Below are 12,040 nucleotides of genomic sequence, written 5' to 3'. Positions count from 1 at the left end.
TCCCGCCGCCCCGACTGGAGGCCATTCACGGGCGGGCGGCGAGAGAAGTCAATGCACGGGACCGTCAGGACCTGACGGAGTATCAGAACTCTGCGCCACCGCCACCGCCCCCGTCGCCCGGAACGTCCGCCGGTAGGCCGTCGGACTCACGCCCAGCGCCGCCTGGACGTGCTTGCGCAGCGACTGGGCCGTCCCGAAGCCCGCCTCCCGGGCCACCGCCTCCATCGGCAGCTCCGTCCGCTCCAGCAGCCGCCGCGCCCGCTCCACCCGCTGGCCGGTGATCCACTCCCCCGGGCTGACCCCCGACTCCTGGCGGAAGCGGCGCGTGAAGGTCCGTACCGACATGGCCTCCTGACGGGCCAGGTCGCTCAGCCGCAGCGGTTCGTGCAGCCGGTCCAGCACCCAGGCCCGCGCGGCCGTGGTGCTGGCCTGCTGCGGCTCGGGCACGGGCCGGTCGACGAACTGCGCCTGGCCGCCGTCCCGGTGGGGCGGTACGACGGTGAGCCGGGCGGTCTCGTTCGCGACGGCCGCGCCGTGGTCCCGGCGGACGATGTGCAGGCACAGGTCGGTGCCGGCGGCCACCCCGGCGGAGGTCAGCACGTCCCCGTCGTCGGTGTAGAGCACGTCCGGGTCGACCTGGACCGCCGGGAACAGCCGCTGGAAGTGCTCGGCGTGGGCCCAGTGCGTGGTGGCCGGGCGGCCGTCCAGGTACCCGGCGGCGGCCAGGACGTAGCCGCCCGTGCAGATGGAGACCATCCGGGTGCCGGGCCGGACGAGGGCGAGGGCCGCCGCGAGCTCCTCCGTCAGCCGGCCCTCGTCGTAGACCGGCCCCAGCTCGAAGGAGGCCGGCACCACCACGGTGTCGGCCGTGGCGAGCAGCTCCGGGCCGTGCTCGACGTGGATGGCGAAGTCGGCGTCCGTCCGCACCGGGCCGGGAACGAGTCCGCAGGTGAGGATCTCGTACAGGGGCCTTCTCTGCGGGTCCCGGGCCAGACCGAAGATCCGGTGGGGGATGCCGAGTTCGAAGGGCAGCAGCCCGGCGAGGGCGAGGACGACGACACGGTGCGGCTTCACTGCGGGGGCCATGGCCCGATCGTATCGAAGCGTGTCGGTCAGGCCACTGTCCTGCGACTCCCCGCCGACCGGAAACTTTCGGGGTGACGCAGACAGCACCCACCTCCAGCCCCCGGGCCGCCTCCCGCGCGCCCCGCGAGCCCGGCCGGATCCACCGGGCCTGGTTCGCCGCGGCCGTCGCCTTCGTGACGATCATCGGCGCCGCCGCCTTCGCCTCCCTCCCCGGACTGCTCATCGAGCCGCTGCACGGGGAGTTCGCCTGGTCGCGCGGCACCATCGGCTTCGCGGTATCCGTCAACCTGGCGCTCTACGGGCTCACCGCGCCCTTCGCGGCCGCGCTGATGGACCGTTTCGGCATCCGGAAGGTCGTCGCGGTGGCCCTGACCGTCATCGCCGGCGGTTCGCTGGCCACCGTGTGGATGACCGCGTCCTGGCAGCTGGTGCTGTTCTGGGGGGTGCTGGTGGGCATCGGCAGCGGCTCCATGGCGCTGGCCTTCGCGGCGACGGTGACCAACCGCTGGTTCACCGCCCGGCGCGGACTGGTCACGGGCGTCCTGACGGCCGCGGGCGCCTCCGGGCAGCTGATCTTCCTGCCGCTGCTGTCCTGGCTGGTGGAGCGCCACGGCTGGCGCCCGGCCTCGGTCACCGTGGCTCTGGCGGCCCTGTCCGTCGTCCCCTTCGTGTGGCTGCTGCTGCGCGACCACCCGGCGGACGTGGGCCTCGCCCCGTACGGGGGCGCCTACGAGCCCAAGCCCGCGCCGACCCGGGGAGCGGCCCGCCGGGCGGTGAGCGTGCTCTTCCGGGCGGCCCGGACGGGACCGTTCTGGCTGCTGGCGGGCACTTTCGCGATCTGCGGGGCCTCGACGAACGGACTGATCCGCACCCACTTCACACCGGCCGCGCACGACCACGGCATGCCGGTGACGGCAGCCGCCGGACTGCTCGCGGTGATCGGCGTGTTCGACGTGCTCGGCACCATCGCCTCCGGCTGGTTCACCGACCGGTTCGAGCCGCGCCGCCTGCTGGCGGTGTACTACGCCCTGCGCGGGGTGTCCCTGCTGTTCCTGCCGGTGCTGCTGGCGCCCGCCGTGCGCCCGCCGATGGTGTTCTTCATCGTCTTCTACGGACTGGACTGGGTCGCGACGGTCCCACCGACCATCGCCCTGTGCCGGGAACACTACGGGCAGGACAGCGCGATCGTCTTCGGCTGGGTGCTGGCCTCGCACCAGGTGGGCGCGGCGGTCGTGGCGTTCCTCGGCGGAGTGGCCCGGGACGCGCTCGGCTCGTACGACCTGGTCTGGTACGCCTCGGGCGCGCTGTGCGCGGTGGCGGCGCTGATGGCGATGGTGATCCGGCGCCGCCCGGAGCGGGGCGCCGCCGTCCCGGCCGCGGCCTGAGCCCGGCCGGGGCTGCGGCTCCGTGCGGAGCCGCCCGGCGGCGTCGGCGGATCAGGCCCCGGCGGGGGTGGTGGACTTCAGGGTGCCGTCGGGCCCTGCGAGCAGGACCGGGGTGGCCGGGCCGCCGAGGTCGCGGACGGCCGCGCGGTCGGCGGCGGCGGGGGCTTCGGCCGTGCTGACCACGGCCGCGGCCTCCAGGGAGCGGGCACCGCTGGCCACCGCCATGGCGACGGCCGTCTGGAGGGCGCTGAGCTTGAGGGAGTCCAGCTCCACGGTCCCGGCGACGTACGTGCGGCCGGTCTCGTCCCGTACCGCGGCCCCCTCGGGGACTCCGTTGCGGGCACGGGCGCTGCGCGCCAGGGTGATGATCTTGCTGTCCTCGGGGTCGATCCCCGCTCCCACGCTGCTCTCGGTCATAGGCGAAAGCATAGGGAGCACCCCGGCGGTGCCGTGCAACGACCCCGCCGGGGCGGTTCCCCCACGACGCCTCCCCCGGGGCGCAGAACAAACCTAAGCAGCGAAGGGCCCATGCCCTTCGATTCGAAGGTCCCGAACCCGTATGACCTTGGGCCCTAACCGTTCGACGGAGGCTCCGGTGTCACGGCCGGTCCAGCCGGAGCCGCTCCGCCCTCGGCAGCCCCGCGACGACCAGGTCGTACGAGTCCTCCACCAGCTCCCGCACCAGCACGTCCGGCAGGCCGCCGACCGTCACCGTGTTCCAGTGCCGCTTGTTCATGTGCCAGCCCGGGACGATCGCGGGGTGCTGCGCCCGCAGGCGCACCGCCGTCTCCGGCTCGCACTTGAGGTTGACCTTCAGCGGCTCGCCGTCCAGGGCCGACAGGGCGAACATCTTGCCCAGCACCTTGAACACCGAGGTCTCGGGGGTGAAGGGGAACTCCTCCACCGCCGCGTTGAAGCCCAGGCAGAACGCGCGCAGCTCCGCCGGCGTCATTGCGTCTCCTCCCCTTCGGCGTCCTCGGCGAGCACCGGCTCCACGAGCACCGTGACGATCTTGTTCCGGCGGCCCGCCGGGGATTCGGCCGTCAGCCGCAGCGGGCGCCCGTCCGGCAGGTCGACCACCGCCGAGGCCCCGGCGATCGGCACCCGGCCCAGGGCCTTGGCCAGCAGTCCGCCGACGGTCTCCACGTCCTCGTCGTCGAAGGCCAGGGCCCCGAACAGCTCTCCGAGGTCGGTGATGTCGAGGCGGGCCGTGACCCGGTAGCGGTCGTCGCCGAGCTCCTCGACGGGCGGGGTCTCCCGGTCGTACTCGTCGGTGATCTCGCCGACGATCTCCTCCAGGATGTCCTCGATCGTGACGATGCCCGCCGTGCCGCCGTACTCGTCGATGACGACGGCCACGTGGTTGCGCACCGACTGCATCTCGCGCAGCAGGTCCCCGGCGTTCTTGGTGTCGGGTACGAAGACCGCCGGCCGCATCACCGTCGAGACCAGGTCGGTCTCCGCCTCCCGGTTGATGTGGGTGCGGCGGACGAGGTCCTTGAGGTAGACGATGCCGACGATGTCGTCCTCGTTCTCCCCGGTGACCGGGATCCGCGAGAAGCCGGAGCGCAGGGCGAGGGTGGTCGCCTGGCGGATCGTCTTGTAGCGCTCGATGCAGACCAGGTCGGTGCGGGGCACCATCACCTCACGCACGAGCGTGTCGCCGAGCTCGAAGACCGAGTGCACCATCCGGCGCTCCTCGTCCTCGATGAGCGACTCCGCCTCGGCAAGGTCGACCATCGCGCGCAGCTCGGCCTCGGAGGCGAAGGGCCCCTTGCGGAAGCCCTTGCCAGGGGTGAGGGCGTTGCCGATGAGGATCAGCAGCTGCGGGACCGGCCCCATGATCCGCGCCAGCGGGACGAGGACGTACGCGGCCGCCGTCGCGGTGTTCAGCGGGTGCTGGCGGCCGATCGTACGGGGGGACACGCCCACCGCCACGAACGAGACCAGCACCATCACGGCGATGGCCACCAGCAGCGCCGTCCAGTTCTCCCCGAACGCGTCGAGGCAGACGTAGGTGACGAGCACGCCCGCCGCCATCTCGCAGGTGACGCGCACCAGCAGGGCCACGTTGACGTAGCGGGTGGGGTCGCCGGCGACCTGGGCCAGCTTGGCGCTGCCGCGCCGGCCCTCCCGTACGGCCTGTTCGGCGCGGAAGCTGGAGACGCGGGCGATCCCGGACTCGGCGCAGGCCGCGAACCAGGCCACCACGGTCAGCAGCACCGCCCCGGTGATCAGCTGATAGGCGCTGCTCACGAGACGGTCGGGGCCGGGGAGGGGCCGGTCATCCCGCGCTCGCCGCGCCAGCCGTCGACGATGGCCGCCTGGAGGCCGAACATCTCGGCCTTCTCGTCCGGCTCCTCGTGGTCGTACCCGAGCAGGTGCAGCACCCCGTGGACGGTCAGGAGCTGGAGCTCCTCGTCCATGGAGTGCTGCGTCGGGGCTTCCTGGCCCTGCTTCTTCGCCACCTCGGGGCACAGGACGATGTCGCCGAGGAGCCCCTGCGGGGGCTCCTCGTCGTCCTTCGACGGCGGACGCAGCTCGTCCATCGGGAAGGACATGACGTCGGTGGGTCCGGGCAGGTCCATCCACTGGATGTGGAGCTGCTCCATCGCCTCCTCGTCGACGACGATGACGGAGAGCTCGGAGAGCGGGTGGATCCGCATCCGGGTGAGCGCGTAGCGGGCAATGTCGAGGATCGCCTGCTCGTCGACTTCGGTTCCGGACTCGTTGTTGACGTCGATCGACATGGTGCGCTGGGTTCTACTTCCGCTGGTAGCCGTTCCGGGCCGCGCCGGTCTCCCGGGCCGCCTGGCTGTCGTCGTACTTCTCGTACGCGTCGACGATACGGCCGATCAGCTTGTGCCGGACGACATCCTCGGACGTGAGCCGCGAGAAGTGGATGTCGGGCACCCCTTCGAGGATCTCCTGGACCTGGCGCAGACCGCTCCTGGTGCCGGTCGGCAGGTCGACCTGCGTGATGTCACCCGTGATCACGATCTTCGTGTCGAACCCGAGCCGGGTCAGGAACATCTTCATCTGCTCGGGGCTGGTGTTCTGCGCCTCGTCAAGGACGACGAAGGCGTCGTTCAGCGTGTTGTGCGTCAGCAGGTAGTCCTGGGTCACGTACAGCGAGTCCTCGGCTGCCACCTGGATGCACACGGCCTCCTCGCGGCCCGCGGGCTCGATGGAGTCGATGAAGCGCATCGGACGGCCTCCGCCGCCGGCAGCGGCGTAGGCGTCCCGCTTGCGGGCGAGGCGGAACGGCTCGACGCCCTCGGGCAGCCGGATGTCGACGACATGGGCGTCGAAGCGGTGCCCCCCCAGGGCGGTTTCCCGCTTCCGGCCTTCGGCACCGCGGCGGCGGGTGTAGGCGACACCGCCGAGGGACTGCACCAGGGCGATCACGTCGTCCCGCAGGACGATCGACGCGGTGGAGTATTGGATCCGGCAGGTGCGGTCCTGCTGCGTGACCGGACCGCCGTCGGAGTCGAGGAGGCCCTGCAGCACCGCAAGGCGGACCTCGGCGGTGTTGAAGAGGTAGTCGTCCGGCACGAACTTGGAGTGCGAACGGCTGCCGATCAGGTCCAGCTCCCGCATCACCCGCGTGACGGGATTCTCGAGGGTGACCACGTCACCGGGCGACTTCACACGGTTAAGGACGTAGTCGGGGCCGCCCTTGTGCCTCGCCACGACCCCGGGCAGGGCCGCCTCCAGGGAGCGGACGAGGTCTTCGTCCTCGGTGGAGAACGAAGGAGCGGTGGTTCCGGTCAGACAGCCGTCGCCCAGCAACAGACCCAGGGCGTACGGGTCCATGGGGACCTGGCGCTCGGGGAACTCGACCGGCGCGGTGAGCAGCGGCAGCTCGTAGCGGCGGGCGTGCGCCGCGCGGAGGTTGCCGATCATCTCCTTGGTCTCCAGGACCCGCCACGGCTTGTCGCGGCGCCTGTCCGACGCCGTACGGACGGTCCACAGGTGTTCCCCGCAGCACAGGGTCCACGCACCATCCTGGGACGTGACGCGGTAGATATCCTTCTCGCCCTGTGGGTAGACGCCGAGGACCGGCGTCGGCTCACCGTTCGACCCGACCACGAGGTCGCCCACCTGAAGGTCGCCGATCGGGCGCCAGCCGTCCGGTGTCAGGACCTTCGTGAAGACAGGCTGCGCGCGGCCGCGCATGTACGCCAGCGGCGCCACCTCGATGGTGCCCGCGGCCATCAGCCGGGGGATGGAGTCCGGGTCCATCATGTCGTGCAGGGCGTCGTAGAGCGGGCGCAGGTACGGGTCGATCTTGTCGAAGAGCGTGCCCGGCAGGAAGCCGAGCCGCTCTCCCGCCTCGACGGCGGGCCGGGTCAGGATGATGCGGCTGACCTGCTTGGACTGCAGGGCCTGCACCGCCTTGGCCATGGCGAGGTACGTCTTGCCGGTACCGGCGGGGCCGATGCCGAAGACGATGGTGTTCTTGTCGATCGCGTCGACGTACCGCTTCTGGTTCAGGGTCTTGGGCCGGATGGTGCGGCCGCGGCTGGAGAGGATGTTCTGGGTGAGCACCTCGGCCGGGGTTTCCAGCGGGCGCCCCTCGGCGTCGCTGCCGTTCGCCTTGAGCATGGCGATAGAGCGTTCCACTGCGTCCTCCGTCATCGGCTGCCCGGTGCGGAGCACCAGCATCATCTCGTCGAACAGGCGCTGCACGAGGGCGACTTCCGCCGCCTCCCCGACCGCGCTGACCTGATTGCCCCGCACGTGGATGTCGACCCCCGGGAAGGCCTTCTCGATCACGCGCAGCAGCGCGTCACCCGAGCCGAGCACGGTCACCATGGGGTGTGTCGCGGGGACGGTGAAGTGGGCTCGCGCCTGGCCCGGCACGGGGCTGTGGGCTGTCGGTGTCTGAGTCATGGGCCGGCACTGTGGCCTGCGCATACCTCCCGCTGAGGGGCCGCGCCGGTCGACGGCCTCCGGAGTACCAAGGGTACGTCCACCCCGGACCGTCCCCGAGGGGTTTTCCGGCCCGGCCCCGCGCTCTGCCGGGCCTTGGGCTAGGCCGGGCTGCGGAAGCCGATGGTGGGGACGGCCCGGCGGCGGGAGCAGGGGCCGGCGCCCGGCGGGACCAGGGCGTCCAGGAAGGCGTAGCGGCCCCGCAGGGCCTCCGGGGCGGTGCGCCACCAGTGGGCCACCTCGGCCCAGCCGGGGGCGGAGAGGGAGCCGCCGAACTCCTGCACCGAGAGGGCGGCGGTCAGGCCTGCGAAGGCCAGCCGGTCCGCGAGCGGCCACCCGGCGAGGCTGCCGGTGACGAACCCGGCCACGTACACGTCCCCGGCGCCGGTCGGGTCCAGGGCGTCGACGGCGATGGCGGGGACCTCCGCCGTCTCGCCCGTCCGGGAGTCCACGGCGTACGAGCCCTCCGAGCCCATGGTCACCACGGCGACCGGCACCTTCTCGGCGAGCACCCGGGCGGCGGCGCGGGGGCAGTCGGTGCGGGTGTACCGCATGGCCTCACCGGCGTTGGGCAGGAAGGCCTCGCAGTGCTCCAGGTCGGCCAGGGCGCCCAGGTCCCAGCGGCCGGTGTCGTCCCAGCCCACGTCGGCGAAGATCCGCGAACCGCGGCGGGCCGCCTCGCCGATCCAGTCCTCGCGGCGGTCGGCGGCCAGCGAGGCCACGGCGGCGCGGGTCTTCGGCGGGCACCAGGGGAAGGGGCCGGGGCCGGCCGGGGGCGGGGCCTCGTGGCCGTGGGAGACCATCGTGCGCTCGCCCTCGTAGGCCATGGAGACGGTGACGGGGCTGTGCCAGCCGGGGACGGTGCGCGACATGGACAGGTCAATGCCCTCGCCCTGCTCCAGGGCATCCCAGCAGTACTCGCCGTAGTGGTCGTCACCGAAGGCGGCGGCGAGCGAGGTGCGCAGGCCGAGGCGGGCCAGGGCGGTGGCCATGTTGGCGACGCCGCCGGGACTGGAGCCCATGCCGCGCGCCCAGGACTCCGTCCCGCGGACGGGGGCGGAGTCGAGCCCGGTGAAGATGATGTCGAGGAAGACCGTGCCGGTCAGGAAGACGTCGCAGCCCGGCTCGCGGGGGTCGCGCAGCGGGCCCAGCGGGTCGAGTGTTCCGGGGCGGCTGGTGCGGCTGTCCCGACTGGTCACGGTGTACTCCCCGTTGAGGTGTCGTTTCTGCGTTCGGCGGGCGGGCTGCCAGGTCTGCCCGGGCGCCCCGCGGCCAAACCCAGTGTGACGCACCTCACCTGAGCCCGGCTCTCCTGCCGCCCTCGCCCCGCTGGTCCCGCCCTTGACGCGCCGTACGGCTAACGCTTCGGCAGGGGCACCCGGGCCAGGTCGGCCGCGATCGTCAGCTCCCCCTCGAACCCGGCCCCGCGGGCCTCCCGTTCGAACTCCGAGGGGTCCGGGTAGCGCTGGGAGAAGTGCGTCAGCACCAGGTGCCGCACCCCGGCGTCCCGGGCCACCCCCGCCGCCTGCGCGGCGGTCAGGTGCCCGTGGTCGGCCGCCAGGGCGGCGTCCGCGTCCAGGAACGTGGACTCGATGACGAGCATGTCGCAGCCCTGCGCCAGTTCCTCGACCCCCGCGCACAGCCGGGTGTCCATCACGAAGGCGAACCGCTGCCCGGCCCGGTGCTCGCTGACGTCCTCCAGGGTGACCCCGCCCAGCCGCCCCTCGCGCTGGATCCGCCCGACGTCCGGGCCCTTGATCCCGTGCCGCGCGAGCAGCTCCGGGCGCATCCGGCGCCCGTCCGGCTCGGTCAGCCGGTAGCCGAAGGACTCCACCGGGTGCGAGAGGCGCCTCGCCTCCAGGACGTACGAGGGCCCGTGCGCGAGCACCCCGTCCTGTGCCACCGGCTCCTCCCCGAGCCGGACCGTCTCCCGGTAGGCGGTCGCGTACCGCAGCCGGTCGAAGAACCTCTGGCCCGAGGCCGGGTAGTGCGCGGTCACGGGGTGCGGCACCTGGTCGAGGTTGATCCGCTGGATCACCCCGGCCAGGCCCAGGCTGTGGTCACCGTGGAAGTGGGTGATGCAGATCCGGTTGATGTCGTGGGCCGCGACCCCGGCCCGCAGCATCTGCCGCTGGGTGCCCTCGCCCGGGTCGAAGAGGATGCCCTCGCCGTCCCAGCGCAGCAGGTAGCCGTTGTGGTTGCGGTGCCGGGTGGGTACCTGGCTGGCGGTGCCGAGGACCACGAACTCGCGTACGGACACGGACTGCTACCCGGGGGGCCACTGGAGGCCGCGGCCTCCCAGGACATGCAGGTGGGCGTGGAAGACGGTCTGTCCCGCGCCGGCGCCGGTGTTGAACACGACCCGGTAGCCGTGGTCGGCGATGCCCTCGGCGGCGGCGATCTCCCCGGCCTCGCGCAGTATGTCGGCGATCACGGTCGGCTCGGCGGCGGCGAGGGAGGCCGCGTCGGGGTGGTGCACCTTGGGGATGATGAGCACGTGGGTCGGCGCCTGCGGGTTTATGTCCCGGAAGGCGACGGTGGTCTCGGTCTCCCGGACCACGGTCGCCGGGACCTTCCCCTCGACGATCTTGCAGAACAGGCAGTCCGCCTGCGGTTCCCCGGCCATGGCCACGCCTCCCGTGATGTTGATCGGTCGGGGCATGCTACCGGCCCGGCCGCCGTCGCGCGGCGCCTGCCGAGCGGGGCTCGACCCGCCGCCCCGCCCGCCCCGAGCCCCGCCTGCGGTCCGCCCCCGGCTAGCCCCAGCGGCCCGTGCGCGCCAGCAGGACCGCGGTGGCCGCCGTGCCCGCCGTCGAGGTGCGCAGGACGCTGTGCCCCAGGCGGTACGGGCGGGCGCCCGCCTCCGCGAAGACGGCCAGCTCCTCCGGGGCCACCCCGCCCTCGGGGCCGACCACCAGGACCACCGAGCCGGACGCGGGAAGCGCGGCCGTCGCCAGGGGCTCCGAGGCCGCCTCGCGGTCCTCGTGGAGCACCATCGCCAGGTCGGCGCCGGCCAGGAGCGCGGCCACCTGCTTCGTGGACAGCGCCTCGCCCACCTCCGGGAAGCGCACCCGGCGCGACTGCTTGCCCGACTCCCGGGCGGTGGCCCGCCACTTGGCCAGGGACTTGGCGCCGCGCTCGCCCCGCCACTGGGTGATGCACCGCGAGGCCTGCCACGGCACGATCGCGTCGACGCCCGTCTCCGTCATCGTCTCCACCGCGACCTCGCCCCGGTCGCCCTTGGGCAGCGCCTGCACCACCGTGATCCGCACGGCCGGCTCCGGCTCCTCCCGGATCCCGTGCAGGTCCGTGACCACCAGGCGGTCCTTGCCCTCGGCCGCCCTGACCACGCCCTCCACCCAGCGGCCGCGCCCGTCGGTGAGGACCACGTCCTCGCCAGGACCCAGGCGCTTCACGGACACCGCGTGCCGCCCCTCGGGGCCCTCCAGCACGAACTCCGGCCCCGCGGGGACCTCTTCGACCACGAACACGGGGGCCGTCATGACGCTCTCCTCATCTGCAACACCTTCAACGCGTTCTGCGCCTGGGACGTTTCGGCCGCCAGCACCTCCACCAGCTCCCCCGCCGGCAGCGCCCGGGCCAGCCGGTGCCCCTGCCCCGCCCACAGGGCCATGCCCTGCGGGTCCCCGGCCGCGGCCGCCGCAGCGCGCAGCCCCGAGGTCATGTGGTGGATCTGGGGGTAGGCGGCCGGGGCGTAGGGGCCGTGATCGCGCATGAAGCGGTTCACCAGGCCCCGCGCGGGCCGGCCCGAGAAGGCCCGGGTGAGCTCCGTGTGCGGGAACACCGGGTCGGTCAGGGCCTTCTTGTGCAGCGGGTGGGCGCCCGACTCCGGGCAGGCCAGGAAGGCCGTGCCGAGCTGCGCGGACTCGGCTCCGGCCGCGAGCAGGGCGGCGATCTGGGCCCCGCGCATCACCCCACCGGCCGCGATGATCGGCAGTGCCACGGCCTCCCGGACCTGGGTGACCAGGGCGAGCAGGCCGACGCCCGCCGTGCCGTCGGTCTGCGGGTCGTCGCGGTGGGTGCCCTGGTGGCCGCCGGCCTCGACGCCCTGGACGCAGACGGCGTCGGCGCCGGCCGCCTGGGCGACGCGGGCCTCCTCGGGCGCGGTCACGGTGACGATCGTGTACGTGCCGGCCGCCCTCAGGCGCGCGAGCGCGGCGGGTTCGGGACAGCCGAAGGTGAAGGAGACGACCCGCACGGGGTCCTCGATCAGGATGGCGAGCTTGGCGTCGTAGCCGTCGTCGCAGGTGCCGATGATGTCCTCTTCGGCGAGGGAGACGTCGTACCAGCTCGCCTCGCCGGCCAGCTGCCCGCGGTAGGCCTCGACGGCGGCGGGTTCGGCGTGGCCGGTCTGGGGCAGGAGGAGGTTCACGCCGAAGGGCCGCCGGGTGAGCCCGCGCGCCTGCTTGATCTCCTGGTACATGCCGTCGGCGGTCTTGTAGCCGCCGGCCAGGAAGCCTAGCCCGCCCGCTTCGCACACGGCGGCGACGAGCGGCGGGCAGGAGATCCCGCCCGCCATGGGAGCCTGCACGATCGGGTACGGGTGGAGACCGTTCGGTGCGGAGGACATGGACTGCATCGTGCCATGTCCGGGTCACGGCGCCGAATCATGC

12 protein-coding genes are annotated in these 12,040 nt (G+C 73.0%); 1 reads left to right on the top strand and 11 read right to left on the bottom strand.

What is annotated here, in order from left to right; translation table 11 throughout:
- Positions 1–48: 48 nt before the first annotated feature.
- Positions 49–1,086 carry a GlxA family transcriptional regulator gene (locus tag ACFY15_RS21630; RefSeq protein WP_390689073.1) on the bottom strand — a complete coding sequence of 346 codons (1,038 nt, stop codon included), beginning with the start codon at positions 1,084–1,086 and terminating at the stop codon, positions 49–51.
- Between the two features lie 71 nt (positions 1,087–1,157).
- Between ACFY15_RS21630 and ACFY15_RS21625 the strand changes: the two genes are divergently transcribed.
- Positions 1,158–2,471 carry an MFS transporter gene (locus ACFY15_RS21625; protein ID WP_390689072.1) on the top strand — a complete coding sequence of 438 codons (1,314 nt, stop codon included), beginning with the start codon at positions 1,158–1,160 and terminating at the stop codon, positions 2,469–2,471.
- Between the two features lie 51 nt (positions 2,472–2,522).
- Here the strand turns inward: ACFY15_RS21625 and ACFY15_RS21620 are convergent, their stop codons facing one another.
- The 10 genes from ACFY15_RS21620 to ACFY15_RS21575 all read right to left on the bottom strand — a co-directional run bounded on the left by ACFY15_RS21620 (position 2,523) and on the right by ACFY15_RS21575 (position 11,997).
- On the bottom strand, positions 2,523–2,888 hold the full coding sequence (locus tag ACFY15_RS21620; RefSeq protein WP_390689071.1) for a cytidine deaminase: 366 nt from the start codon (positions 2,886–2,888) through the stop codon (positions 2,523–2,525).
- A gap of 181 nt (positions 2,889–3,069) precedes the next feature.
- A complete protein-coding gene (locus tag ACFY15_RS21615; protein ID WP_390689070.1) occupies positions 3,070–3,423 on the bottom strand; it encodes an MmcQ/YjbR family DNA-binding protein in 354 nt (117 codons plus the stop codon).
- Positions 3,420–4,727, bottom strand: coding sequence for a hemolysin family protein (locus ACFY15_RS21610; RefSeq protein WP_390689069.1), 1,308 nt, complete (start codon positions 4,725–4,727; stop codon positions 3,420–3,422). The genes ACFY15_RS21615 and ACFY15_RS21610 overlap by 4 nt, the downstream gene beginning before the upstream one ends.
- Entirely contained in the window at positions 4,724–5,221 is a 498-nt protein-coding gene (gene ybeY / locus ACFY15_RS21605; RefSeq protein WP_390689068.1) for an rRNA maturation RNase YbeY, read from the bottom strand. Before ybeY ends, ACFY15_RS21610 begins: the two co-directional genes overlap by 4 nt.
- 13 nt (positions 5,222–5,234) lie before the next feature.
- On the bottom strand, positions 5,235–7,367 hold the full coding sequence (locus ACFY15_RS21600) for a PhoH family protein (RefSeq protein WP_390689067.1): 2,133 nt from the start codon (positions 7,365–7,367) through the stop codon (positions 5,235–5,237).
- Between the two features lie 140 nt (positions 7,368–7,507).
- Positions 7,508–8,605, bottom strand: coding sequence for a carbohydrate kinase family protein (locus tag ACFY15_RS21595; RefSeq protein WP_390689066.1), 1,098 nt, complete (start codon positions 8,603–8,605; stop codon positions 7,508–7,510).
- Between the two features lie 158 nt (positions 8,606–8,763).
- Positions 8,764–9,666, bottom strand: coding sequence for a ribonuclease Z (locus ACFY15_RS21590; RefSeq protein ID WP_390825945.1), 903 nt, complete (start codon positions 9,664–9,666; stop codon positions 8,764–8,766).
- Between the two features lie 6 nt (positions 9,667–9,672).
- On the bottom strand, positions 9,673–10,032 hold the full coding sequence (locus ACFY15_RS21585; protein ID WP_390689165.1) for a histidine triad nucleotide-binding protein: 360 nt from the start codon (positions 10,030–10,032) through the stop codon (positions 9,673–9,675).
- Positions 10,033–10,162: 130 nt separating this feature from the next.
- Positions 10,163–10,909, bottom strand: a complete 747-nt coding sequence (locus ACFY15_RS21580; protein WP_390689064.1) for a 16S rRNA (uracil(1498)-N(3))-methyltransferase — start codon at positions 10,907–10,909, stop codon at positions 10,163–10,165.
- Positions 10,906–11,997, bottom strand: a complete 1,092-nt coding sequence (locus ACFY15_RS21575) for a nitronate monooxygenase (RefSeq protein ID WP_390689063.1) — start codon at positions 11,995–11,997, stop codon at positions 10,906–10,908. Before ACFY15_RS21575 ends, ACFY15_RS21580 begins: the two co-directional genes overlap by 4 nt.
- Positions 11,998–12,040 lie beyond the last annotated feature (43 nt).

It is taken from the genome of Streptomyces sp. NPDC001373, assembly GCF_042895815.1.
Taxonomy (GTDB): domain Bacteria; phylum Actinomycetota; class Actinomycetes; order Streptomycetales; family Streptomycetaceae; genus Streptomyces.
This window is presented reverse-complemented; position numbering and strand designations above follow the sequence as displayed.